We start from the raw sequence: 24,131 nt of genomic DNA, 5'->3' as shown, positions 1-24,131 counted from the left end.
CCATGCCCCAGCCAACCCCCGCTCGCTTCGAGGACGGCCGCACGCTGCACCTGGCCGGTTTGTCCAACCGTTACGATTTCTCCCGCCTGGCCGAACTCAAGCTGCTGTGGCAGCGTTTCGCCCCATGGCTCGGGCGTGTCCCCGGCCAGCATGGCCACGACAGCTACGGCGTATGCCACAACCCCGACGGCCAAGGCGCGTTCGACTACCTGGCGGGTGTCGAGGTGACCGGCACGGCCACACTGCCCGAAGGCTTCACCACCCTCGTCCTGGCACCCCAGCACTATGCGGTGTTCGAACACCGGGGCAGCCTTGAGTGCATCAAGACGACCTTCGACGCCATCTTTACCCAATGGCTGCCAGCCTCGGGCAAGCGCCAGGCCGACGCCGCCGTCTTCGAGCGCTACCCGGCCGGCTACGACCCGGCGGACCCGCAAGCCCTGATGGAAATCTGGATTCCCCTGGAGCGACCATGATCCACCCCTGCACCGACCCGACCACCCCGGCCTGGCTGAACCTGCGCAGCGCCCTCTGGCCCGACTGCGTGGCGGGTGAACAGCTGGCGGAAATGGCCGATATCGTCCACCGCCCCGATACCTTCGTGGCCCTGTTGGCTTACGACGAGCAGGGCAGGGCGCTAGGGCTGGCCGAGGCGTCGGTGCGCCACGACTATGTCAATGGCAGCAACACGTCGCCGGTGGCATACCTCGAAGGCATCTTCGTCGAGCCGGCCCGGCGCGGCCAGGGCATCGCCCGCCAGCTTATCGCGGCCGTCGAACGCTGGGCCGCCGGCAAAGGCTGCCGCGAACTGGCCTCGGACGCCGCGCTGGACAACCTTGGCAGCCAGCGTATGCACGCGTCCCTGGGCTTTGCCGAGACCGAGCGGGTGGTGTACTTCCTCAAGCCGGTCACGCCCCTCGACTGAAATTTTGCGGGCAGTTGTCGATTTGCCGTTTTCCCGTTCGACCAGTGTTGAAGGCGCCGGAATGCCCCGGCGCCACTTGCTCAAGACACTTCGGAGAAAACACCGATGAACACCGCAGCCGAACACGAAATTCGCCAGTTGATCGCAGGTTGGATCGAGGCCGTGCGCGAGCGCGACGTGGCGCGCATCGTCGCTCCCTACGCCGACGACATCCTCGCCTTCGACGCCATCCAGGCCCTGCAATTCAAAGGCAAGGCCGCCTACCGCGCGCACTGGGAAATGTGCATGGGCTACTGCACCGGGCCCATGGTGTTCGAGGTGGCGCAACTGGTCGTGCACGCCGACGGCGACCTGGGCCTGGCCCACTGGCTCAACCGCTGCGGCCCGTCGGACGACGAAAGCCAGTGCGGCTTCATGCGCGTCACCGTGGGCTACCGGCGCAACGCCGGGCAGTGGCAGGTGATTCATGAGCACTGGTCGGCGCCGTTCGACATGGAAACGCAAAAAGCGCTGTTCGATCTCAAACCCTGAACGCCGTCGACCGCCTATCGCCACCTCACCCTGGAGACGATCATGAAATACCTGTGCCTGGTCTATTGTGACGAGGGGTTGCTGCACAGCCTGCCCGACAGCCCCGAAGACGCCGAATGCATGGCCTACGCCGAGTCCATCCAGGGCTCCGGGCGGATGCTCGCCGCCGAGGCGCTCAAGCCCGTGCAAACCGCCACCACGGTGCGCGTGCGCGGTGGCCGCATGAGCCTGACCGACGGCCCCTTCGCCGAGACGAAAGAGCAGCTGGCCGGCTTCTACCTGGTGGATGCCCGCGACCTCAACGAGGCGCTGAACATCGCCAAGGGCATCCCGGCGGCGCGGGTCGGCAGCGTCGAAGTGCGGCCGGTGCGCGAACTGCAACCCTGAACCGGATGGAGAACGACAACAATGACTCTGGCACAACCGGCACAACCCCAGCATGAGCTGGCCATCAGCCGCCTGATCGACGCTCCGCCCGCCAAGGTGTTCCGCGCCTGGACCGAGCCGGAATGGCTGATGCAGTGGTGGGGCCCCCATGGCATGACCACCCCGGAATGCGAGATGCAGTTGTGGCCGGGCGGGTTGTTCCGCACCCTCATGCGCGCCCCCGACGGCACCGAGTACCCCCACCAGGGCGTGTTCCTGGAAATCCAGGCGCCGCACCGGCTGGTGTTCACCGATGCCTTCCGGCCTGGCTGGGTGCCGTCCGACAAGGCCTTCATGACCGCGGTGGTCAGCTTCGACGACGAGCACGGCAAGACCCGCTACACCGCCCGCGCCTGGCACTGGAACGCCGCCGACTGCCGCGCCCATGAGGAAATGGGCTTCCACCAGGGCTGGGGAGAGAGCCTGGACCGCCTGGTGGAGGTGGTGACCCAGCGGATGCCGGACTGATGAACAGTACCGAACAGGTTCGCCGGCAGGTCGAGACCGTCTACCGCCAGGAGTCGCGGCGCATCCTGGCCACGCTGATCCGCCTGCTGGGCGATTTCGACCTGGCCGAGGAGGCCATGCACGATGCCTTCTTCATCGCCGTGGAGCGTTGGCAGCGCGACGGCATCCCCGACAACCCGCGCGCCTGGCTGGTCTCCACCGGGCGTTTCAAGGCCATCGACGCCTTGCGCCGGCGCGCCCGTTTCGACCGTTCCCAGGCCGACCTGATCATGCTGCTCGAAGGCGAGGCCCAGGACCCGGGTGAAGAGGAGCTGCTGGCCGACGACCGCCTGCGCTTGATCTTCACCTGCTGCCACCCGGCACTGGCGGCCGACGCCCAGGTGCCGCTGACGTTGCGCGAAGTCTGCGACCTCACCACCGAGCAGATCGCCCGCGCCTTCCTGCAGAGCCCGGCCACCATCGCCCAGCGCATCGTGCGGGCCAAGGCGAAGATCCGCGATGCGAAGATCCCGTACCAGGTGCCGGCGCTGGCCGAGTTGCCCGAGCGCCTGGAGAGCGTGTTGCGGGTGATCTACCTGGTGTTCAACGAGGGCTATTCGGCGTCGTCGGGGGAGGATGTGGTCACCCGCGAGCTGACCGACGAGGCGATCCGCCTGGGGCGCCTGCTGGCGCAGTTGTTGCCGGACGCGGAAGTGCTCGGCCTGTTGGCGCTGATGCTGCTGCAGGCGTCGCGCCAGCGTGCGCGCAGCGACCACGAGGGTGAGCTGGTGGTGCTCGATGAGCAGGACCGGGGCCTGTGGGATCGCGCGCAGATCGAGGAAGGTTGCCAGCTGGTGCGCCAGGCCCTGCGCGGCCGCGAGATTGGCCCGTACAGCGTGCAGGCGGCGATTGCCGCGCTGCACGCCGAGGCCCCCAGCGCCGAGGCGACGGACTGGGCGGAGATCGTCGGGTTGTACGAGCTGTTGCTGCGCCACTGGCCGTCGCCGGTGGTGGAGTTGAACTGGGCGGCGGCGCTGGCCAGGCGCGATGGCGCGGCGGTGGGGCTGCGGGCGGTGGAGGCGATTCTCGAGCGGGGCGAGCTGGGCGACTACCACCTGGCCCATGCCGCGCGGGCGGAGCTGCATCGGCAGCTGGGCCATGTCGAACAGGCCCGTGGCGCCTGGCGCCAGGCCCTGGCGTTGGCCCGCCAGGGGCCGGAGCGGCGGCATATCGAGCGGCGCCTGCGGGAGCTGGGCTCGTGAACCAAGGTCTGGTGAGAAATTGTTGGCGTGGTCAGTGTAGAGCGATTGCCTTGTAGCGTTCTTGAGATCGAGCGCCGCTCGCGCGGCGCATCGCGGATGAATCCGCTCCTACAGGCGGGTGGGGCCAGAAGGTAGGAGCGGCTTCAGCCGCGATGCGCCGTGCAGGCGGCGCTCGATCTACAGGGCGCTTAAACGCTTCCGTCGAACACCCCTGACGGGCAGGCCAGCCGCTCAGCTCGCCACGAAATTCGGCGGGCTCACCAGCTCGACGGTCTGCTGCTTGCGTGGCGCCAGGATCTCGGCCTCGCCCTCGACCACCAGCTCGTCGTTCTGGTTGTAGACGTTGGTGGCAATGCGCACCTTGAACTTGGGCAGCTTCTCGAGAATCTCCAGGCGCACGGTCAGGGTGTCGCCGATCTTCACCGGCTTCTGGAAGCTCATCTGCTGCCCCAGGTAGATGGTGCCGGGGCCCGGCAGGGTGCAGGCCACCGCGGCGCTGATCAGCGCGCCGCTGAACATGCCATGGGCGATGCGCTCGCGGAACATGCTCTTGGCGGCGAACTCGGCGTCCAGGTGCACCGGGTTGTGGTCACCGGACATCGCGGCGAACAGCTGAATGTCGCGCTCTTCGACGGACTTCTTGTATTCGGCTTTCTGGCCGACTTCGAGGGCTTCGTAAGGCGTGTTGGTGACCTGGGTCATCGGGGCTTCCTTGAGCGTTGGGCGAGGGGGCCTATCATTCACTGCGGGCGGGGCGGCCAAGGGCCAGCGCCTGCTCCAGCCAGCCGATGATGTCGGCGGTGACCTCGTCGCGATGGGTTTCATTGAGCACTTCGTGCCGGGCGCCAGGGTAGACGCGCAACTGCACATGGCGGTTGCCGGTCGCGCGCAGGGCATCGGCCAAAAGGGTGAGACGCTTGCCGGCACTCACCGGATCACATTCGCCGCCCAACACCAAGATCGGCAGGTTCGGGTCGATCTGCGCGAGGTTCTTCTTCTGGCTGATCTGCGCCAGGCCCTGCAGCAGGTCGAGCCACAGCTGGTTGCTGCAGCGATAGCCGCACAGCGGGTCGGCGACGTACTTGTCCACCTCGGCCGCGTCGCGGCTGAGCCAGTCGAAGGCGGTGCGGTTGGGCTTGAACGCCTTGTTGAACGAGCCGAACGACAGCCAGTCGATCAGCGCGCTCTTGCCCAGCGGGCCCTGGCGCCAGGCTTCGAGTCGGGCGATCAGGCGCGCCGCGCGGTACAGCGCCACGGGCTGGAAGTTGGAGCCGCTGAGGATCGCCCCCTGCAGGCTGGCGCTGTGGTGCAGCAGGTAGGCCTGGGCGATGTAGCTGCCCATGCTGTGGCCAAACAGGAACAGCGGCGTGCCGGGGAACTGCTGGCCGATGTGCTGGGCCAGCAGGCCCAGGTCGTTGACCACGGCATTCCAGCCATTATGGCTGGCGAACAGGCCCAGGCTGCCCAGCTCGGCGGTGCGCCCATGGCCGCGCTGGTCGTGGGCGAACAGGGCGTAGCCGGCATCGTTCAGGGCGTGGCCCAGGCGCTGGTAGCGCGCCGCGTGCTCGGCCATGCCATGGGCCAGCAACACCACGGCCTTGACCGGTTTGCTGGGTAGCCACTGGTGCACATACAGGCTGCAATGCTCGCTGGCGGGGAGCCAGAAGGCGTCGTGGGGCATGGCGGGTCCTTGCGCGCAGAGGTTGACCACACAGTGTATGCGCAAAGGGCCGGATTGCAGGAAGGGCAGAAATAAGATTCACAATGTTAATGGCGGCACTTGGCGTATTTGCCACCTTCGACATTGCTGCTAACGTCGGCAGAACGCCTTTTTGCCACCCGGCGATCAGGTCAGGGACGGTCCCGGCAGAGGAACAACAATAAATGCAAGCCGATTTCTGGAACGACAAGCGCCCGGCGGGCGTGCCTTCCACCATTGACATGAATGCGTACAAGTCTGTCGTCGATGTCTTCGAGCGCTCCTGCAAGCGTTTCGCCGACCGCCCGGCGTTCAGCAACCTGGGGGTGACCCTCAGCTACGCCGAGCTCGACCGCTACTCCGCGGCCTTCGCCGCCTGGTTGCAGCAGCACACCGAACTGGTGCCGGGCGACCGCATCGCGGTGCAGATGCCCAACGTCCTGCAGTACCCCATCGCCGTGTTCGGCGCCATGCGCGCCGGGCTGATCGTGGTCAACACCAACCCGCTGTACACCGAGCGCGAGATGCGCCACCAGTTCAAGGACTCCGGCGCCCGCGCCCTGGTCTACCTGAACATGTTCGGCAAGCGCGTGCAGGAAGTGCTGCACGACACCGGCATCGAGTACCTGATCGAGGCGAAGATGGGCGACATGCTGCCCGCGCTCAAGGGCTGGCTGGTCAACACCGTGGTCGACAAGGTAAAGAAGATGGTGCCGGCTTACCACCTGCCCCAGGCCGTGTCGTTCAAGCAGGTGTTGCGCCAGGGGCGCGGGCTCGGCCACAAGCCGGTATCGCAGGCGCTCGACGACGTCGCCGTGCTGCAGTACACCGGCGGCACCACGGGGCTGGCCAAGGGCGCGATGCTCACCCACGGCAACCTGGTCGCCAACATGCTCCAGGTCCTGGCCTGTTTCTGCCAGCGCGGCGCCGATGGCCAGCCGCTGATCAAGGAAGGGCAGGAGGTGATGATCGCGCCGCTGCCGCTGTACCACATCTATGCCTTCACCGCGAACTGCATGTGCATGATGGTCACCGGCAACCACAATGTGCTGATCACCAACCCGCGGGACATACCGGGCTTCATCAAGGAACTGGGCAAGTGGCGCTTCTCGGCGCTGCTGGGGTTGAACACCCTGTTCGTCGCGCTGATGGACAACCCAGGCTTCAAGTCGCTCGACTTCTCCGCCTTGAAGGTCACCAACTCGGGGGGCACCGCCCTGGTCAAGGCCACCGCTGAACGCTGGGAGGCGCTGACCGGTTGCCGCATCGTCGAGGGCTATGGCCTGACCGAAACCTCGCCGGTGGCCAGCACCAACCCCTACGGCCAGCTGGCGCGCCTGGGCACTGTGGGCATGCCGGTGCCGAACACCGCGTTCAAGGTGATCGACGATGCCGGCATCGAGCAGGCGCTGGGCGAGCGGGGCGAGCTGTGCATCAAGGGGCCGCAGGTGATGAAGGGCTACTGGCAGCAGCCGGAGGCTACCGCCCAGGCGTTGGACGCCGAGGGCTGGTTCAAGACCGGCGATATCGCGATCATCGACCCGGACGGCTTCACCCGTATCGTCGACCGCAAGAAGGACATGATCATCGTCTCCGGCTTCAACGTGTACCCCAACGAGATCGAGGACGTGGTGATGAACCACCCGCAAGTGGCCAACTGCGCGGCCATCGGCGTGCCGGACGAGCGTTCGGGGGAGGCGGTGAAGTTGTTCGTGGTGGCGCGTGAGGGCGGGGTCGATGTCGATGAGCTCAAGGCTTACTGCAAGGCTAACTTCACGGGGTACAAGGTGCCGAAGCAGATTGTCGTGCGGGAGTCGCTGCCGATGACGCCGGTGGGCAAGATCCTGCGGCGCGAGTTGCGAGATATTGCGTGAGGTTTAACAGGTGTTGCGCCCGGCGCAAATAATGTAGGAGCCGGCTTTGCCGGCGAAAGGGCCGGTGCGGTTCCTGTAGGAGCGGGTTCACCCGCGAATGGGTGGCTCGGTTCACCACCGTATTCGCGGGTGAACCCGCTCACACAGATTGTTCTTGCAGGGCTGGCGGCTCTAACTCGGCCTTTTCAGCCGATATTGCGACATTTTGGATAAATACTCTAAAAATGACCTGCATTGTTCATTGAGTCATTTTTGTGACCATTCGGCCCGTCCAGGCCTCTAGGCGACCCCTGGCAAAGCTGTTACTCTCGGCGCGCTTTCAGATGATCCGGTTTGCAATGAACCGTCATCCCATATCAATAATAAGCGCATCGACGCATACCGAATTCGCTGTTGCTGAAGGAGCGGGCTTCCATGATCGAACATTTTTGGAAGGATAAATACCCAGCCGGGGTCACGGCGGAAATCAATCCTGACGAATTCCCCAATATCCAGGCGGTACTCAAGCAATCCTGCCAACGCTTTGCCGATAAACCAGCCTTTAGCAACCTGGGCAAGACCCTCACGTACGGCGAGCTGTACGCGCTGTCCGGTGCCTTCGCCGCCTGGCTGCAGCAGCACACCGACCTCAAGCCCGGCGATCGCATCGCCGTGCAACTGCCGAACGTCCTGCAATACCCGGTCGCCGTGTTCGGTGCCATGCGCGCCGGCCTGATCGTGGTCAACACCAACCCGCTGTATACCGCGCGGGAGCTGGAGCACCAGTTCAACGACTCCGGCGCCAAAGCCTTGGTGTGCCTGGCGAACATGGCGCACCTGGCGGAAAAGGTGGTGCCCAAGACCCAGGTCAAACACGTCATTGTCACCGAAGTGGCCGACCTGTTGCCACCTCTGAAGCGCCTGCTGATCAACAGCGTCATCAAGTACGTGAAGAAAATGGTCCCGGCCTACAACCTGCCGGGCGCCGTGCGCTTCAACGATGCCCTGGCGCTGGGCAAGGGCGGGGCGGTCACCGAGGCCAACCCGCAACCCAACGACGTGGCCGTGCTGCAGTACACCGGCGGCACCACCGGCGTGGCCAAGGGGGCGATGCTCAGCCACCGCAACCTGGTCGCCAACATGCTGCAGTGCCGCGCGCTGATGGGCTCGAACCTGCACGAAGGGTGCGAGATCCTCATCACCCCGCTGCCGCTGTACCACATCTATGCCTTCACCTTCCATTGCATGGCGATGATGCTGATCGGCAACCACAACATCCTGATCAGCAACCCGCGCGACCTGCCGGCCATGGTCAAGGAGCTGGGCAAGTGGAAATTCAGCGGCTTCGTCGGCCTGAACACGCTGTTCGTCGCCCTGTGCAACAACGAGGCGTTCCGCAACCTGGACTTCTCGGCGCTGAAGATCACCTTGTCTGGCGGCATGGCCCTGCAACTGAGCGTGGCCGAGCGCTGGAAGACCGTGACCGGCTGCGCCATCTGCGAAGGCTATGGCATGACCGAGACCAGCCCGGTGGCGGCGGTCAACCCGTCCGATGCCAACCAGGTCGGCACCATCGGTATCCCGGTGCCATCCACGTTGTGCAAGGTCATCGACGACAACGGCCAGGAACTGCCCCTGGGCGAAGTGGGCGAGCTGTGCGTGAAGGGCCCGCAGGTCATGAAAGGCTACTGGCAGCGCGAAGAGGCCACCGCCGAGATCCTTGACAGCGATGGCTGGCTGAAGACCGGCGACATCGCCCTGATCCAGCCGGATGGCTACATGCGCATCGTCGACCGCAAGAAGGACATGATCCTGGTCTCGGGCTTCAACGTGTACCCCAACGAGCTCGAAGACGTGCTCGCCGCCCTGCCGGGCGTGCTGCAGAGCGCGGCCATCGGCGTGCCGGACGAGAAGTCGGGCGAGGTGATCAAGGTGTTCATCGTGGTCAAGCCGGGCATGACCCTGACCAAGGAGCAGGTGATGGAGCACATGCGCGCCAACGTCACCGGCTACAAGGTGCCGCGCTACATCGAGTTCCGCGATGCGCTGCCGACCACCAACGTCGGCAAGATCCTGCGCCGCGAACTGCGTGACGAAGAGCTGAAGAAGCAGGGCCTGAAGAAGATCGCCTGATCCGCAGCCTGCGCTATCGATGTAGGAGCGGCCTTGTGCCGCGAAAGGGGTGCGAAGCACCCCCATCGATTGATGTGTTGCCGCTGATATCCCGGGGCTGCTTTGCAGCCCTTTCGCGGCACAAGGCCGCTCCTACAGAGAAGCTGCGGCTCAGCGCAATTTCTCGAGCATCTGGTAGTACCACATCCCCGCCGCCAGCAGCGGGTTCCCCAGCAAGTCCCCCATCGGCACCTTGATGTGCTTGCACGCCGCGAAGGTGTCGAACTTCTCCAGCGTACCGGTCAGCGCCTCGGCCATGATCTCGCCCATGATGTGGCTGGTGGCGATGCCGTGCCCGGAATAGCCCTGGCAGTACCAGACGTTGTCCGACAGCTTGCCCAGCTGCGGGATGCGGTTGACCACGATGCCCATGGCGCAGCTCCACTGGAACTCGATCGGCACGCCCTTGAGCGCCGGGAAAGTGCGTTCGATGCACGGGCGCAGCTCTGCCTCGATATCCCGCGAATCACGCCCGGAATAGTTGGCGCCGCCACCAAACAGCAGGCGCTTGTCGGCGGTCAGGCGGTAGTAGTCGAGGACGAAGCGGCAGTCGTACACCGCCAGGTCCTGGGGGTTGATCTGCTCGGCCAGTTCGCCCAGCGGCGCGGTGGTGACGATGCCGCCCATGGCCGGGAAAATCTTGCCCTTGAGCTGGCGCTTTTCCAGCTTGTGGTACACGTCGCCGGCCAGCATCACCTGGCGCGCCTCGATGCGGCCCTGGGCGGTGACCACGGCCGGGCGTGGGCCGTGGACGATTTCCAGCACTTGCGAGTTCTCGAACACCAGCGCCCCCAGGCCATGGGCGGCGCGGGCCTCGCCCAGGCACAGGTTGAGCGGGTGCAGGTGCAGGTTGCGGCGGTTCTTCAGCGCGCCGAGGTACAGCGGGCTCTGCAGGTGGCGCTGCATGGCGCTGCGGTCGAGCAGTTGCACCTGGTCGCCCATGCCGCGGCGCTGGGCCTCGGCCTCGAAGGCGCGCAGTTCGTTCAGGTGCGACGGCTTCATCGCCGCGTGCAGGTGGCCGTGCTTGAGGTCGCAGGCGATGCCGTAGCGCTCGACGCGCTGCTCGATGATCTGGTGGCCGCGCCAGCGCAGGTGCCAGATGAAATCATCCACCTCGCTACCAAGCCGGTCGCGCATCTGCGTGCGCATGGCCTCGTCGCCCGACAGGCTGCCGGTGACCTGGCCGCCATTGCGCCCGCTGGCGCCCCAGCCGATGCGGTTGGTCTCGACGATGGCCACCTTCAGGCCGCGCTCGGCCAGTTCCACGGCAGTGGCGACGCCGGTGAAACCACCGCCGATGATCGCCACGTCCACTTGCACCGTGCCCTTGAGCGTGGGGTACTCGGTCATGTCGTTGAGGGTGGCGCTGTAATAGGACGGCGCGCGCTGGGCCGGGCCGTTGTTCACTGCTGCATTCATGGTTGTTCCTTCTTGTAATCTCGTGGGCATCAGGCCTGGTGCAGGTACCAGCGCCAGTCCTGCTCGCCGACCTCGGCCATGAACTGGCGGTACTCGGCGCGCTTGACCTTCAGGTACACACCGAGGAACGCCTCGCCCAGCGCTTCGCGGGCCCAGCTCGAACGCTCCAGGGCGTCGAGGGCGGTGAGCCAGTCGGTGGGCAGGTGTTCGGTGGCCTGGGCATAACCGTTGCCCTCGACCGGCGCGCCGGGGTCGAGCTGCTCGCGGATGCCCTGGTGGGTGGCGGCGAGGATCGCGGCGGCGGCCAGGTAGGGGTTGGCGTCGGCGCCACAGATGCGGTGCTCGATATGCCGGCTGTTGGCCGGGCCACCAGGCACGCGCAGGCTGACGGTGCGGTTGTCCACGCCCCAGGTCGGCGCCAGCGGCGCATAGCTGTTGGCCTGGAAGCGGCGGAACGAGTTGGCGTTGGGGCAGAACAGCAGCAGCGATTCGCGCAGGTGGCGCAGCATGCCGGCCACCGCCTGGCGCAGCAGCGGCGTGCCGGCCTTGTCCTCGCTGGCGAACAGGTTGTTGCCGGCGGCATCGGCCAGGCTCAGGTGCATGTGCATGCCGGTGCCGGCCAGCTGGGCGAACGGCTTGGCCATGAAGCAGGCCTGCATGCCGTGGGCGTTGGCCACGCCCTTGACCAGGCGCTTGTAGCGCACGGCCTGGTCCATGGCCTGGAGCGCGTCGCCGTGCTCCAGGGTGATTTCCACCTGGCCGGGCGCGTACTCCGAGATGGCGGTGCGGGCGGGAATCCCTTGGGCCTTGCAGGCTGCGTAGAGGTCGGCGAGGAACGGCTCGATCTGCTCCAGTTCGCGCAGGCCATACACCTGGGTGGTGCGCGGGCGGCCGCCATCGTTGTCCAGCGCCGGCTGAGGCCGGCCCTGGGCGTCGCGTTGCTGGTCGAGCAGGTAGAACTCCAGTTCGCAGGCCATGACGGGGTGATAACCGTCGGCCTTGAGTGCTTCGATGGTGTGGATCAACACATGGCGCGGGTCGGCGATGCTGGCCGGCAGGCCTTCGCTGGGGTGCATGCTGACCTGCACGGCGGCGGTCGGCACGCGGCGCCAGGGCAGGCGCACCAGGCTGCCTTGCAATGGGTAGGCGCGGCAGTCGATATCGCCGACATCCCAGACCAGGCCGGAGTTTTCCACGTCATCGCCGTTGAGGGTCAGGCCGAGGATGGTGCTGGGCAGCGGGCGGCCGGTGTCGAACACGGCCAGCAGTTCGTCGCGGTGCAGCAGCTTGCCGCGGGGCACGCCATTGGCGTCGAGGATGAACAGTTCGATCAGGTCGATATCGGGGTTGTCGGCGAGGAATCGTCGGGCTTGCTCTACAGGTGCAAAGTGCATGATGGGTTCGCTCATGGGCACGCACGACCGCCGCGCAGGCGAGCGGTCAGGCTGAGTCAATCGGCCATTGATGGCCGGGTTGGGTCAGGGGTGCTTGAACGAAGTATCCGGTGGGCGCGCGTGGCGGCAATGCCACAGGGCCCAGAAGGCGAGGATGATATGGACCAATGGATTCTCGCCGGCACGGGCCCTGGCCTTCGCTTGCGAAGGGCGGGACAGCGGGCGGGCGATGATCGGGTCGGGGAGCATGTTCTGGATACTCACACGGTGCGTAACGTTGATTAAAGCAGTGAATGGCGACGTTTATTCCGTGGTTGGCTAAACATTGATGTGGCCCCTTCGCGGGTAAACCCGCTCCTACAGGCCCCTGGCCCGGCTTTGCCGGGCATCGCCAGCAAAGCTGGCTCCGACGGGTCTTCGGTGAAAATCAGGTTTGGCGTGGGCCCTGTAGGAGCGGGTTTACCCGCGAAGGGGCCGGTGCAGACAGCAAATGACGGGCAAATCTGCGACAATCCCACCCCTTACGAATGCCGATCATGAAAAAGCAGGCCTCACCTGCATCACTAAAAAGCCCCATGACAGACCACGCCATCGACCAGCTGCTGCAAAACCTCGACCACGCCATGATCGCCGACCGCCATCGCCTGCGGCGGCAACTGCATGAGCTGCGCAAGCGCCCCGACGAAGCGAAGCTCGCGCAGTGGGTGGAGAAGGTCCAGGCCTCCTGCGCCCAGGTCACCGCGCGCCAGCAGAGCGTGCCGACCATCCGCTACGATGACAGCCTGCCCATCGCCGCCAAGCGCGACGAAATCAAGAAGGCCCTGGCCGAGCATCAGGTGCTGGTGATCGCCGGCGAGACCGGCTCGGGCAAGACCACCCAGCTACCGAAGATCTGCCTGGAACTGGGCCGTGGCAGCCATGGTTTGATCGCCCACACCCAGCCCCGGCGCATCGCGGCGCGCAGCGTGGCGGCGCGGGTTGCGGAAGAGCTCGGCACGCCGCTGGGGGCGCTGGTCGGCTACCAGGTGCGCTTCGAGGACCAGAGCGATTCGAACACCCTGGTCAAGCTGATGACCGATGGCATCCTGCTGGCCGAGACCCAGCACGACCGCTTCCTCGAGCGCTACGACACGATCATCGTCGACGAGGCCCACGAGCGCAGCCTGAACATCGACTTCCTGCTCGGCTACCTCAAGACCCTGCTGCACCGCCGGCCGGACCTGAAGCTGATCATCACCTCGGCGACCATCGACCTGGAGCGGTTCTCCCAGCACTTCGACGGCGCGCCGATCATCGAAGTGTCGGGGCGTACCTACCCGGTAGACACCTGGTACCGCCCGCTGACCAGCGAACAGGACGAGGAGGGCAACCAGGTCGAGGACGACCTCACCGTCGACCAGGCGATCCTCGCCACCCTCGACGAGATTGCCCATCACGAGCGCAGCCAGGGCAAGGGCCCGGGTGACGTACTGGTGTTCCTGCCGGGTGAGCGCGAGATCCGCGATGCCGCCGAGATCCTGCGCAAGGCCCAGCTGCGCCACACCGAAATCCTGCCGCTGTATGCGCGCCTGACCCCGGCCGAGCAGCAGAAGATCTTCCAATCGCACAGCGGCCGACGCGTGGTGCTGGCGACCAACGTCGCCGAGACTTCGCTGACCGTGCCGGGCATCCGCTACGTGATCGACAGCGGCACGGCGCGCATCAGCCGCTACAGCTATCGCGCCAAGGTCCAGCGCCTGCCGATCGAGGCGGTGTCCCAGGCCAGCGCCAACCAGCGTAAGGGGCGTTGCGGCCGGGTCGAGCCAGGTATCTGCATCCGCTTGTACAGCGAGGATGATTTCAATGGCCGGCCGGCGTTCACCGACCCGGAGATCCTGCGCACCAACCTGGCCGCGGTGATCCTGCAGATGCTGCACCTGCGCCTGGGCGCCATCGATGCCTTCCCGTTCATCGAGCCGCCGGATGGCAAGGCCATCAGCGACGGTTTCAACCTGCTGCAGGAGCTGTCGGCGGTCAACCGCGAGAACCAGCTCACGCCGCTGGGGCGCCAACTGGCGCGCCTGCCGATCGACCCACGGATGGGCCGCATGCTGCTCGAAGGCGCGCGCCAGGGCAGCCTGCAGGAAGTGCTGATCGTCGCCAGCGCCCTGTCGGTGCAGGACCCGCGCGAGCGCCCACCGGAGCGCCAGCAGGCCGCCGACCAGGCCCATGCGCAGTGGAAGGACGTCGATTCCGACTTCGCCGCGCTGGTCAACCTGTGGCGCGGCTTCGAGGAGCAGCGCCAGGCGCTGACCGCCAGCCCGCTGCGCAACTGGTGCCGGAAGAACTTCCTGAATTATTTGCGCCTGCGCGAGTGGCGCGATGCCCATCGTCAATTGGCGCTGATCTGCCGTGACCTGCAGTTGGCGGTGAACAAGGAACCGTGCGACTACCCGCGCATGCACAAGGCCATCCTCAGCGGCCTGCTCAGCCAGATCGGCCACAAGGCCGAAGAGGGCGACTACCAGGGCGCGCGCCAGCGCCGCTTCTGGATTCACCCGTCATCCGGCATCGGTCGCAAGCGCCCTCAGTGGGTAATGACCGCGGAGTTGGTGGAAACCACCAAGCTGTATGCGCGCATGGTGGCCAAGATCGAGCCGGACTGGATCGAGCCGCTGGCCACCCACCTGATCAAGAAGAACCACTTCGAACCGCATTGGGAGAAGAAGCGCGGCCAGGTGGTGGCCTACGAGCAGATCACCCTGTATGGGTTGATCATTGTCGGCCGCAGGCCCGTGCACTTCGGCCCGATCGACCCGGCCACTTCGCGCGAGCTGTTCATCCGCGAAGGCCTGGTCGGCGGCGAGATCCAGTCGCGGGCCAAGTGCCTGGCGGCCAACAAGCGCCTACTCGAGCAGTTGGACGAACTGGAGGCCAAGGCCCGCCGTCGGGACATCCTCGCCGACGAAGAGACGCTGTACGCCTACTACGAGGCGCGCCTGCCGGAAGAAATCCACCAGACCGCGACCTTCGACGCCTGGTATCGGATGACCAGCCAGAAGGACCCGAGCCTGCTGATCATGCGCGAGGAAGACGTGCTGGCCCGTGAGGCCAGCGAAGTCACCGCCGCGCAGTACCCGGACCACCTGCAGGTGGGTGAGCTGCGCCTGTCGCTGAGCTACCACTTCGAACCGAATCACCCCCGTGACGGCGTCACCGTGCGGGTGCCGGCGCCGCTGCTGCCGAACCTGCCGGGCGAGCGCCTGGAGTGGCTGGTCCCGGGCTTGCTGGAAGCCAAGTGCGTCGCCCTGGTGCGCAACTTGCCCAAGGCCCTGCGCAAGAACTTCGTGCCGGTGCCCGACTTCGTCAAGGCAGCCTTGTCGCGGCTGGCCTTCGGCCAGGGCGCGTTGCCCCAGGCGCTGGGCCACGAGCTGCTGCGCATGACCGGCGCGCGGGTGTCCGACGAGGCCTGGGCTGAAGCCGCCAGCCTGGTCGAGGGGCACCTGCGCATGAACATCGAGGTGGTCGATGCCCAGGGCAAGTTCCTGGGTGAAGGCCGCGACCTCGTCGAGCTGACCGCGCGCTTCGCCGCCGCCAGCCAGGCCGCACTGGCCTTGCCGCGCAACGAGAAGGCCGAGCAGCCGGTACAGGCCAAGGCGTTTTCGCAGGTGGCGCAGACTGCCCAGCAGAAGATCGCCGGGTTGTCGATGACTGTGTACCCGGCGCTGGTCGAGGACAACGGCACCGTTCGCGAAGGGCGCTTCTCGACTCAGGCCGAAGCTGAATTCCAGCACCGTCGCGCCTTGCAGCGCCTGTTGCTGCAGCAACTGGCGGAGCCGGCCAAGTTCCTGCGTGGCAAGCTGCCCGGGCTGACCGAGCTGGGCTTGCTGTACCGCGAGCTGGGCCGGGTCGAGGCGTTGGTGGAAGACATCCTGCTGGCCAGCCTGGACAGCTGTGTGCTCGAAGGTGAAGACCCACTGCCGCGTGACGGCGCCGGCCTTGCTTCGCTGGCCGAGCGCAAGCGTGGCAGTTGGGCCGAGCACGCCGAGCGCCTGGCACGCCAGACGCTGGAGGTGCTGAAGCTGTGGCATGGTTTGCAGAAGCGCTTCAAGGGCAAGATCGACCTGACCCAGGCGGTGGCCCTCAACGATATCAAGCAACAACTGGCCAACCTGGTGTATCCAGGCTTCGTGCGCGAGACGCCGGGCGCCTGGTTCAAGGAGCTGCCGCGCTACCTCAAGGCGGTGGAACTGCGCCTGGAGAAGCTGGGCTCGCAGGTGCAGAAGGACCGGGTATGGAGTGGCGAACTGGCCAATTGCTGGGCGCAGTACAAGGCCCGGGCCGACAAGCATGCCCAGGAGGGCAAGCGTGACGAGCAACTGACCTTGTACCGTTGGTTGCTGGAGGAGTACCGGGTGTCGTTGTTCGGTCAGCAGCTGGGCACCAAGGTGCCGGTTTCCGACAAACGCCTGAGCAAGCAGTGGAGTCTGGTGGAAGCCTAACCTCGCTGATTTGTGGCACACTTGCAGGAATTTGCGCCGCATTGCGGCCCATTCGCGGGCAAGCCCGCTCCTACAGGTTTATCGCTGGTTCTGAAAACGGTGATGTCCCTGTAGGAGCAGGTTTATCCGCGATCGAGGGCAAAGCCCTCGCCAATACGGATTATTACGATTGCAAACTGGTACCAAGGTGCCAGTATCGAACCCCAATTTTTGGCCTGCGCCCGTCCGGCGCCGGCCCCAGACCAGAGGAACGACCGTGCACAACGTCGTGATCAGCGGCACCGGCCTGTACACCCCGGCCCAGAGCATTTCCAACGAAGAACTGGTGGCCTCCTTCAACACCTGGGCGCAGCAGTTCAATACTGAAAACGCCGCCGCCATCGAGCGTGGCGAGGTCGAGGCGGCGCCGCTGTCCGACGCGGCCTTCATCGAAAAGGCCTCGGGCATCAAGAGCCGCTTCGTCATGGACAAGGCCGGCATCCTCGACCCGCAGCGCATGAAGCCGCGCCTGCCGGAGCGCAGCAACGACGAGCAGTCGATCCTCTGCGGAATGGGCGTGGCCGCCGCCCGCCAGGCGCTGGAACGTGCCGGGCGCAGCGCCGCCGATGTCGACGGGGTGATCGTCGCCTGCTCCAACCTGCAGCGCCCGTACCCGGCCATCGCCATCGAAGTGCAGCAGGCGCTGGGTATCCAGGGCTTCGCCTTCGACATGAACGTGGCCTGCTCCTCGGCCACCTTCGGCATCCAGACCGCCGCCAACAGCGTGCAACTGGGTCAGGCTCGCGCGGTGCTGGTGGTCAACCCGGAGATCTGCACCGGCCACCTGAACTTCCGTGACCGCGACAGCCACTTCATCTTCGGTGACGCCGCCACCGCCGTGCTGGTCGAGCGTGCCGACCTGGCCACTTCGAAGCACCAGTTCGACATCGTCAGCACCAAGCTGCTGACCGCCTTCTCCAACAACATCCGCAACAACTTCGGCTTCCTCAACCGCGCGGCGGAAGAGGGCATCGGCGCGCAGGACAAACTGTTCGTGCAGGAAGGCCGCAAGGTGTTCAAGGAAGTCTGCCCGATGGTCGCCGAGCTGATCGGCCAGCACCTGGCCGAAAATGACTTGCAGCCTTCGGACGTCAAGCGCTTCTGGCTGCACCAGGCGAACCTGAGCATGAACCACCTGATCGTCAAGAAGCTGCTGGGGCGTGAAGTGGCCGAAGAAGATGCACCGGTGATTCTCGACCGTTATGCCAACACCAGTTCGGCGGGGTCGGTGATTGCCTTCCACCTGTACCAGGATGACCTGGCGACGGGCTCGCTGGGTGTGTTGAGCTCGTTTGGCGCGGGGTATTCGATCGGTAGCGTGGTGCTGCGCAAGCGCTGAGGCTTGTAGCGTCTGTAACGGCCTCTTCGCCAGCAAGGCTGGCTCCTACAGGTGGACGCGATCCTTGTAGGAGCCAGCCTTGCTGGCGAAGGGGCCGACGCATTTCCGGCAGGCAAAAAAAGGCGGGAAATGCCGGATGGGGTCGGCATTTCCCGCCTGAGCAACGCAGGGGAGCGACTGCTTAGAACTTGGCTTCCAGGTCCACCTGCAGCGTGTCGACGTCGGCATCGCTGTTCGGCAGGTTGGAATAGTCGGTCTTGGCCATCAGGTAGGCGCCACCCACGGTGAAGTTCTTGTCGATCTCGTAACCCACCTTGAACTTGTGGCCACGGGAACCGGTGAAGCCGTTGCCGAAGTCGGAGTCGGTGAACAGGCTGACCACGGCGTTACGCTGCACGTCGCGGTAGTTGTAGTCCAGGCTCCAGGCGCCCAGCTTGGTCTTCAGGCCGGCCAGCCAGGCCTTGTCCTTGCCGTCGGTGCTCTCGGTGTTCTTGACGAACTGGCCGTAGGCCGACAGTGGGATGGCGAACCCGGTGAAGTCCAGCTGACCGAAGCCTTCCACCAGGTTGAACTCGTTGGTGGTGTTGCCCAGCGAGCGCAGCGCCGCCGACTCCTTGTCATTGTCGTAGCCGTAGATGCTGCCGCCCACGGTGAGCTTGACGGTGTCGGCCGCGTTGAACTTGGCACCCAGCTGGCCGTGGTACAGCTGTGCGTCGTGCTTGAACTGCACGCCGTCGCCGTCGACGTTGTCCTTCAGGTTGTAGTGGCCGGCGCTACCGAACAGCTCGGCGCCGCCCAGGTTGGTCTTGTAGGTGACCGCCACGCCTTCGGGGTTGATGTCGCTGTCCCAGATGATGTCGCCCATGCTCACCCAGGGCTGGTTCATCTTGCCGCCAATCAGGTGCAGGTTGGGGATGGCGGTCGGGTGCCAGTCGAGGTAGGCCAGGTCGACCCACAGCGATTTCTTCTCGAAGTAGTTGTCCAGGCTCTGGTTGGTGGAGCGGGCATCGGCGCTGCTGCCGGTGGCCACGCGCACGCCGGCGTCGACCTGCGGGTTGATCTCGCTGTAGAAGCCGACACGGGCGCGGACGCGCTCGCGGTCCTGGTTGCCGCTGCGGGCGATGGGGTTGTCGACGTTGACGTCTTCGTAACGCAGGCGCACGTCACCCTTGATCTGGGTCTTGGCGGCCCATGCCACTTTCTGTTCGAAGGAGCTCAGGCGCTCGGACTGGGCTTTCTGGTCGGCCTTTTCCTTGGTTTCCTTTGCCAGGTCGCCTTGCAGTTCGTTGTACTGCGCCTGGTTGATCGAGCCATTGGCGCGGAGCATTTCGAGCAGCTTGGCGTCGACAGCAGCACTGGCCGGAGTACTCAGAGCCAGCATCATGCCGGTGAGGCTCACTCCGGTAAGTGTAGAAACAAGACGCATAAGGTTCTCCCTGTTGGAAAAAGTGGGGAGGCTCAAGCGCCCGCCCCCAAGTTGGCATGTCTTCGGAAAAGGCCTGAATAGACAGGTTCTGGGGTTCCGGAAAACAGGCGCAAGTATTGCGGGGGGGAATGACAGAATAATGTCTAAACAGTGGCACTGTTGTGAAGTAAACGGGCCGTCATTTGAGTGTCACGGTCGGTTTGGCAATACTGGCGTTCTTTGTCCTGCGAGTTGCCGATGTGACCAGCCTCCACAGCCTTGCCCACCTGCGCGACCTGCCGGCGACCACCTGGGATGCGCTGGTGCCGGACGGCCAGCCGTTCCTGCGCCATGCCTTCCTCACGGCCATGGAGGACAGTGGCAGCGTGGTGCGCGATACCGGTTGGGCCGCCGAGCACCTGGTGCTGGAACGCGATGGCGAGGTACGTGCGCTGCTGCCGGCCTATCGCAAGTGGCACTCGTTCGGTGAATACGTGTTCGACCATGGCTGGGCCGATGCCTGTGAACGCGCGGGCATCGCCTACTACCCCAAGCTGCTGGGCGCCGTGCCGTTCAGCCCGGTGAGCGGGCCGCGGTTGCTGGCTGGCGACCCTGCCGATGGCCTGCTGTTGCTGCAGGCGATCCCGGAATACCTGGAGAAGGGCGGGTTGTCGGGCGCGCACATCAACTTCACGGACGCGGCCCTGGACGACAGCATCGCCAGCCTGCCGGGCTGGATGGAGCTCCTGGGCTGCCAGTTTCACTGGCGCAACCGTGGCTACCGGGATTTCCAGGACTTTCTCGACACCCTCAGTTCGCGCAAGCGCAAGCAGATGCGCAAGGAGCGCGAGCAGGTGGCGGGGCAGGGGATCGAATTCGCCTGGTACAAGGGCGATGAGCTGAGTGAGGCGCAGTGGGATTTCGTCTACCTCTGCTATGCCAACACCTATGCCGTGCGCCGGCGCACGCCTTATCTGACGCGGGCGTTCTTCAGCCTGGTCGCCGAACGCATGCCCGAGACGATCCGTGTGGTGATCGCTCGGCAGAACGGGCGGGACGTGGCCATGGCCTTGAGCCTGCTAGGCGGCGACAGCCTGTACGGACGCTACTGGGGCTGCCTGGACGAGTTCGACCGGCTGCATTTCGAAACCTGCTTCTACCAGGGCATGGATTTCGCCATCGCCGAAGGGCTGCAGCGCTTCGATGCGGGGGCGCAGGGTGAGCATAAGCTGATTCGCGGGTTCGAGCCGGTGATCACGCGCTCGTGGCATTACCTGCGTCACCCAGGGTTGCGGCGGGCGGTGGAGGATTTTCTTGGGCAGGAGCGGGTCGGGGTGCGTGCTTATGCCGAGGAGGCGCGGGAGATGTTGCCCTACCGTCGGGACTGAAGGAAAGGTGTTGCCGGTCTTTCGCCAGCAAGGCTGGCTCCTACAGGGATCGCACCCTCCTGTAGGAGCCAGCCTTGCTGGCGAAAGGGGCCACCCGAGGCCTCAATCCACCCCGACGAACCCGCCGGTCTGGTGATGCCACAACCGTGCGTACAACCCCTGCTGGGCCAGCAACTCGCTGTGGCTGCCGCTCTCGACGATATGCCCTTTGTCCAGCACGATCAGCCGGTCCATGCGGGCGATGGTCGACAGGCGGTGGGCGATGGCGATCACGGTCTTGCCCTGCATCAGCGTCTCCAGGCTCTCCTGGATGGCGGCCTCGACCTCCGAGTCCAGCGCCGAGGTGGCCTCGTCCATCACCAGGATCGGTGCGTTCTTCAGCAGCACCCGGGCAATGGCGATGCGCTGGCGCTGGCCACCGGAGAGCTTCACGCCGCGCTCGCCGACATGGGCGTCGAAGCCGGTGCGGCCCTGGGCGTCGGACAACTGCGGGATGAACTCGTCCGCCCGCGCCCGGCGCACCGCCTCCCAGACCTCTTCATCGCTGGCGCCGGGGCGGCCGTACAGCAGGTTGTCGCGGATCGAGCGGTGCAGCAGCGAGGTGTCCTGGGTGATCATGCCGATTTGCGCGCGCAGGCTGGCCTGGTTGACCTCGGCGATGTCCTGGCCGTCGATCAGTATGCGTCCGCTGTCGATGTCGTACAGGCGCAGCAACAGGTTGACCAGGGTCGACTTGCCGGCGCCGGACGGGCCGATCAGGCCGATCTTCTCGCCGGGGCGGATATCCAGGTTCAGTGCGTCGATCACCTTGCCGCCCTTGCCGTAGTGGAAGTCGACATGGTCGAAGCGTACGCCGCCACGGCTGACCTTCAGCGCCGGCGCGTCGGGCTTGTCGCTGACCGTGACCGGCTGGGCGATGGTCTGCAGGCCGTCCTGGACCATGCCGATGTTCTCGAAGATGCCGTTGACCACCCACATGATCCAGCCCGACATGTTGACGATGCGGATCACCAGGCCGGTGGCCAGGGCGATGGCGCCGACGCTGATCAGCGACTGGCTCCACAGCCACAGCGCCAGGCCGGTGGTGCTGACCACCAGCAGGCCGTTGAGCGAGGTGATGACCACGTCCATGCTGGTGACCACCCGCGAGGCCAGTTGGGTTTTTTCGGTCTGCTCGCTGATCGCCTCGCGGGCGTACTGGCGCTCGTGGTCGGTGTGGGCGAACAGCTTCAGCGTGGCGATGTTGGTGTAGCCGTCGACGATGCGCCCCATCAGCTTGGAGCGGGCGTCGGAGGAGATCACCGAGCGTTCCTTGACCCGCGGCACGAAGTAGTAGAGCGCGGCGATATAGCAGGCGATCCATACCAGCAGCGGCAGCATCAGCCGCCAGTCGGCCTCGGCGAACAGCACCAGCGAGCTGATGGCATAGATCAGCACGTGCCAGAGCGCGTCCACCGCCTGCACCGCTGAGTCGCGCAGGGAGTTGCCGGTTTGCATGATGCGCTGGGCGATACGCCCGGCGAAGTCGCTCTGGAAGAAGTTCAGGCTCTGCTTGAGCACGTAGTTGTGGTTCTGCCAGCGGATCAGGCTGGTCATGCCCGGGCTGATGGTCTGGTGCACCAGCAGGTCGTGCAAGCCAAAGAACAACGGCCGCAGCAGCAGGATGACCACCAGCATCCAGAGCAGCTCGCCGCTGTGCTCACTGAAGAAGTTGACGTTGGGGGTGCCCTGGGCGAGGTCGATGATCCGGCTCAGGTAGCTGAACATGGCCACCTCGATCAGCGAGGCGACCAGGCCGACGATCAGCAGGGCGAGAAAGCTCGGCCACACCTGGCGCAGGTAGTACAGGTAGAACGGCCAGACCTGGCCGGGAGGCGCCTCGGTGGGCGCCTCGCGGAAGATGTCGATCAGTTGCTCGAAACGACGGTACAGCATGGGTGACAAGACTCCTGTGTGACCCGACCCACGTCCCTGTGCGGCGTGTGGTCAGTCGATGCGTTTGGCCGACTTGATGTACACCGGGTCCGCCGGGACATCGCGCATGCCTTTCTTGACGGTGGTCGGCGAGTTGACGATCTGGTCGACCACTTCCATGCCCTTGGTGACTTTGCCGAACACCGCGTAGCCACGGTCGCGGCCCGGGTTGAGGAAGTCGTTGTCGGCGACGTTGATGAAGAACTGGCTGGTGGCCGAGTTCGGGTCGGAGGTGCGGGCCATGGACAGGGTGCCGCGGGTGTTCTGCAGGCCGTTGCTGGCTTCGTTGCGGATCGGGTCCTTGGTGTTCTTCTGCACCATCTGGTCGGTGAAGCCGCCACCCTGGACCATGAAGCCCGGGATCACGCGGTGGAAGATGGTGTTGTTGTAGAAGCCGCTGTCGACGTACTCGAGGAAGTTCTTCGTGCTGATCGGTGCTTTTTCAGCGTTCAGCTCGATCTCGATTTTGCCAAAGCTGGTGACCAGCTCAACGTGCGGGGTCTTGTCGGAGGCCATGACGCTGGTGGCGAAGGCAACCGAGCAGGCGGTGAGCAGAAGTTTTTTCAGCATGGGCTCAAAGATCCTTGAGAGGTGGAAGCGGCTGCGAGGAACTGCAGCAGGGTGAGGTTGAAGACCTCGGGTTGATCGAGGGGTGTAGCGTGCCGTGAATCGTCGATGACCGCCAGCCTGGCGTTGGGCATCAGGGCGACATAACGCGCCTTGAGTTGTACCGGGGTGTAATCGTGGTCGGCGGCGATCACCAGCGTCGGACAACGGATCTGGCCGATGCGTTCCTGCACGCCCCAGTCGACGATGGCGTCGAAACTCTTGAGATACGCGCGCTTGTCGTTGCGCGCCCAGCGTTCGGCCATCTTGCGCCGCAGTTCGCTTTGCCCGGGCTTGGGGAACAGCCGCTGGGCCAGGCCCTTGCCCACCGTCTCGACGCTGAGCAGGCGCGCCAGGCCCCAGCGCTTGAGCCACCAGATCCAGTCGCTGCGGGTGCGACGCTTGACCTCCGGGGCACTGTTGACGATGCACAGGCTGCGCAGCCAGTCGGGGTGGTCGACGGCGAACTGGAAGCCGACCATGCCGCCCATCGACAGCCCGACGAAATGCACCGGGCCGGTGCCCAGGTGCTTGAGCAGGGCCAGCAGGTCTTCGCTGAAGGTCTTGATCCGGTAGCCTCGGCGCGGCTTGGCGGATTGGCCATGGCCACGGATATCCATGAGGATCACCCGATAGTGGCGGCTGAACTCGGGCACCTGCAGCTCCCAGTCCTGGCTGCTCGAGCCCAGGCCGTGCAGCAGCACCAAGGGCTCGCCTTGGCCATGTTCCTCGTAGTGCAGCAGGCAACCGTCATGTTCGAAACAGGCCATG

20 protein-coding genes are annotated in these 24,131 nt (G+C 65.3%); 11 read left to right on the top strand and 9 right to left on the bottom strand.

The genetic code is table 11. The features are described 5' to 3' along the window. The first annotated feature begins 2 nt into the window (after positions 1-2). The 6 genes from P5705_RS03870 (at position 3) to P5705_RS03845 (ending at position 3,591) form a co-directional block, all read left to right on the top strand. Positions 3-476, top strand: a complete 474-nt coding sequence (locus tag P5705_RS03870; protein ID WP_277459632.1) for a GyrI-like domain-containing protein — start codon at positions 3-5, stop codon at positions 474-476. Next, positions 473-925 carry an aminoglycoside 6'-N-acetyltransferase gene (gene aac(6'), locus P5705_RS03865; RefSeq protein WP_277459631.1) on the top strand — a complete coding sequence of 151 codons (453 nt, stop codon included), beginning with the start codon at positions 473-475 and terminating at the stop codon, positions 923-925. The genes P5705_RS03870 and aac(6') overlap by 4 nt, the downstream gene beginning before the upstream one ends. A gap of 105 nt (positions 926-1,030) precedes the next feature. Further along, positions 1,031-1,456, top strand: a complete 426-nt coding sequence (locus tag P5705_RS03860) for a YybH family protein (protein ID WP_277459630.1) — start codon at positions 1,031-1,033, stop codon at positions 1,454-1,456. A 42-nt stretch (positions 1,457-1,498) separates the two neighbouring features. Beyond that, entirely contained in the window at positions 1,499-1,843 is a 345-nt protein-coding gene (locus P5705_RS03855) for a YciI family protein (RefSeq protein ID WP_011535057.1), read from the top strand. A 21-nt stretch (positions 1,844-1,864) separates the two neighbouring features. Beyond that, a complete protein-coding gene (locus P5705_RS03850) occupies positions 1,865-2,350 on the top strand; it encodes an SRPBCC family protein (protein WP_277459629.1) in 486 nt (161 codons plus the stop codon). Continuing rightward, the gene (locus P5705_RS03845; RefSeq protein ID WP_277459628.1) at positions 2,350-3,591 is read left to right on the top strand and encodes an RNA polymerase sigma factor; all 1,242 of its coding nucleotides are present in this window, start codon (positions 2,350-2,352) and stop codon (positions 3,589-3,591) included. Before P5705_RS03850 ends, P5705_RS03845 begins: the two co-directional genes overlap by 1 nt. 231 nt (positions 3,592-3,822) lie before the next feature. Here the strand turns inward: P5705_RS03845 and P5705_RS03840 are convergent, their stop codons facing one another. Then, the gene (locus P5705_RS03840; protein ID WP_213657844.1) at positions 3,823-4,293 is read right to left on the bottom strand and encodes a MaoC family dehydratase; all 471 of its coding nucleotides are present in this window, start codon (positions 4,291-4,293) and stop codon (positions 3,823-3,825) included. A gap of 34 nt (positions 4,294-4,327) precedes the next feature. Beyond that, the gene (locus P5705_RS03835) at positions 4,328-5,272 is read right to left on the bottom strand and encodes an alpha/beta hydrolase (protein ID WP_277459627.1); all 945 of its coding nucleotides are present in this window, start codon (positions 5,270-5,272) and stop codon (positions 4,328-4,330) included. A gap of 203 nt (positions 5,273-5,475) precedes the next feature. On the opposite strand from P5705_RS03835, the gene fadD2 reads away from it, so the two are divergent. Next, positions 5,476-7,164 carry a long-chain-fatty-acid--CoA ligase FadD2 gene (gene fadD2 / locus P5705_RS03830; protein ID WP_277459626.1) on the top strand — a complete coding sequence of 563 codons (1,689 nt, stop codon included), beginning with the start codon at positions 5,476-5,478 and terminating at the stop codon, positions 7,162-7,164. A gap of 414 nt (positions 7,165-7,578) precedes the next feature. Further along, positions 7,579-9,276, top strand: coding sequence for a long-chain-fatty-acid--CoA ligase FadD1 (gene fadD1, locus P5705_RS03825; protein WP_011535051.1), 1,698 nt, complete (start codon positions 7,579-7,581; stop codon positions 9,274-9,276). Between the two features lie 150 nt (positions 9,277-9,426). Here fadD1 and P5705_RS03820 read toward each other — a convergent pair whose 3' ends face one another. The 3 genes from P5705_RS03820 to P5705_RS03810 form a co-directional block, all read right to left on the bottom strand. Continuing rightward, positions 9,427-10,734 (bottom strand): NAD(P)/FAD-dependent oxidoreductase, encoded by a 1,308-nt coding sequence (locus P5705_RS03820; protein ID WP_277459625.1) that lies wholly within the window; start codon positions 10,732-10,734, stop codon positions 9,427-9,429. Between the two features lie 29 nt (positions 10,735-10,763). Continuing rightward, positions 10,764-12,128, bottom strand: a complete 1,365-nt coding sequence (locus tag P5705_RS03815; protein ID WP_277459641.1) for a glutamine synthetase family protein — start codon at positions 12,126-12,128, stop codon at positions 10,764-10,766. Between the two features lie 84 nt (positions 12,129-12,212). Next, positions 12,213-12,392: a hypothetical protein gene (locus P5705_RS03810; protein WP_277459642.1), complete on the bottom strand. Its 180-nt coding sequence runs from the start codon at positions 12,390-12,392 to the stop codon at positions 12,213-12,215. A 311-nt stretch (positions 12,393-12,703) separates the two neighbouring features. On the opposite strand from P5705_RS03810, the gene hrpA reads away from it, so the two are divergent. Together hrpA and P5705_RS03800 are read left to right on the top strand one after the other, a co-directional pair. Further along, entirely contained in the window at positions 12,704-16,609 is a 3,906-nt protein-coding gene (gene hrpA, locus P5705_RS03805) for an ATP-dependent RNA helicase HrpA (RefSeq protein ID WP_277459624.1), read from the top strand. A 256-nt stretch (positions 16,610-16,865) separates the two neighbouring features. Next, complete coding sequence (locus tag P5705_RS03800; protein ID WP_277459623.1) at positions 16,866-17,987, top strand: beta-ketoacyl-ACP synthase III; 1,122 nt, start codon at positions 16,866-16,868, stop codon at positions 17,985-17,987. A 181-nt stretch (positions 17,988-18,168) separates the two neighbouring features. Here the strand turns inward: P5705_RS03800 and P5705_RS03795 are convergent, their stop codons facing one another. Continuing rightward, positions 18,169-19,413: a putative porin gene (locus P5705_RS03795; protein ID WP_213657838.1), complete on the bottom strand. Its 1,245-nt coding sequence runs from the start codon at positions 19,411-19,413 to the stop codon at positions 18,169-18,171. Positions 19,414-19,652: 239 nt separating this feature from the next. Here P5705_RS03795 and P5705_RS03790 point away from each other — a divergent pair, with 239 nt between their 5' ends. Then, on the top strand, positions 19,653-20,780 hold the full coding sequence (locus tag P5705_RS03790) for a GNAT family N-acetyltransferase (RefSeq protein ID WP_277459622.1): 1,128 nt from the start codon (positions 19,653-19,655) through the stop codon (positions 20,778-20,780). Between the two features lie 102 nt (positions 20,781-20,882). On the opposite strand, the gene P5705_RS03785 is transcribed toward P5705_RS03790, so the two are convergent. Genes P5705_RS03785 through P5705_RS03775 form a run of 3 tightly spaced genes read right to left on the bottom strand, consistent with a single transcriptional unit; the run spans position 20,883 to position 24,130 of the window. Beyond that, entirely contained in the window at positions 20,883-22,715 is a 1,833-nt protein-coding gene (locus tag P5705_RS03785) for an ABC transporter ATP-binding protein (RefSeq protein ID WP_277459621.1), read from the bottom strand. A gap of 51 nt (positions 22,716-22,766) precedes the next feature. After that, positions 22,767-23,324 carry a peptidylprolyl isomerase A gene (locus P5705_RS03780; RefSeq protein WP_011535042.1) on the bottom strand — a complete coding sequence of 186 codons (558 nt, stop codon included), beginning with the start codon at positions 23,322-23,324 and terminating at the stop codon, positions 22,767-22,769. Next, positions 23,318-24,130, bottom strand: a complete 813-nt coding sequence (locus tag P5705_RS03775) for an alpha/beta fold hydrolase (protein ID WP_011535041.1) — start codon at positions 24,128-24,130, stop codon at positions 23,318-23,320. Before P5705_RS03775 ends, P5705_RS03780 begins: the two co-directional genes overlap by 7 nt. Position 24,131: the final 1 nt, after the last annotated feature.

Source organism: Pseudomonas entomophila, from assembly GCF_029478665.1.
Taxonomy (GTDB): domain Bacteria; phylum Pseudomonadota; class Gammaproteobacteria; order Pseudomonadales; family Pseudomonadaceae; genus Aquipseudomonas; species Aquipseudomonas entomophila_F.
This window is presented reverse-complemented; position numbering and strand designations above follow the sequence as displayed.

Coding starts and splice junctions, on each gene's coding strand:
- P5705_RS03870 (WP_277459632.1), top strand. CDS start 3: ATGCCCCAGCCAACCCCCGCTCGCTTCGAGGACGGCCGCACGCTGCAC.
- P5705_RS03860 (WP_277459630.1), top strand. CDS start 1,031: ATGAACACCGCAGCCGAACACGAAATTCGCCAGTTGATCGCAGGTTGG.
- P5705_RS03855 (WP_011535057.1), top strand. CDS start 1,499: ATGAAATACCTGTGCCTGGTCTATTGTGACGAGGGGTTGCTGCACAGC.
- P5705_RS03850 (WP_277459629.1), top strand. CDS start 1,865: ATGACTCTGGCACAACCGGCACAACCCCAGCATGAGCTGGCCATCAGC.
- P5705_RS03845 (WP_277459628.1), top strand. CDS start 2,350: ATGAACAGTACCGAACAGGTTCGCCGGCAGGTCGAGACCGTCTACCGC.
- P5705_RS03840 (WP_213657844.1), bottom strand. CDS start 4,293: ATGACCCAGGTCACCAACACGCCTTACGAAGCCCTCGAAGTCGGCCAG.
- P5705_RS03835 (WP_277459627.1), bottom strand. CDS start 5,272: ATGCCCCACGACGCCTTCTGGCTCCCCGCCAGCGAGCATTGCAGCCTG.
- fadD2 (WP_277459626.1), top strand. CDS start 5,476: ATGCAAGCCGATTTCTGGAACGACAAGCGCCCGGCGGGCGTGCCTTCC.
- fadD1 (WP_011535051.1), top strand. CDS start 7,579: ATGATCGAACATTTTTGGAAGGATAAATACCCAGCCGGGGTCACGGCG.
- P5705_RS03820 (WP_277459625.1), bottom strand. CDS start 10,734: ATGAATGCAGCAGTGAACAACGGCCCGGCCCAGCGCGCGCCGTCCTAT.
- P5705_RS03815 (WP_277459641.1), bottom strand. CDS start 12,128: ATGCACTTTGCACCTGTAGAGCAAGCCCGACGATTCCTCGCCGACAAC.
- hrpA (WP_277459624.1), top strand. CDS start 12,704: ATGACAGACCACGCCATCGACCAGCTGCTGCAAAACCTCGACCACGCC.
- P5705_RS03795 (WP_213657838.1), bottom strand. CDS start 19,413: ATGCGTCTTGTTTCTACACTTACCGGAGTGAGCCTCACCGGCATGATG.
- P5705_RS03785 (WP_277459621.1), bottom strand. CDS start 22,715: ATGCTGTACCGTCGTTTCGAGCAACTGATCGACATCTTCCGCGAGGCG.
- P5705_RS03780 (WP_011535042.1), bottom strand. CDS start 23,324: ATGCTGAAAAAACTTCTGCTCACCGCCTGCTCGGTTGCCTTCGCCACC.
- P5705_RS03775 (WP_011535041.1), bottom strand. CDS start 24,130: ATGGCCTGTTTCGAACATGACGGTTGCCTGCTGCACTACGAGGAACAT.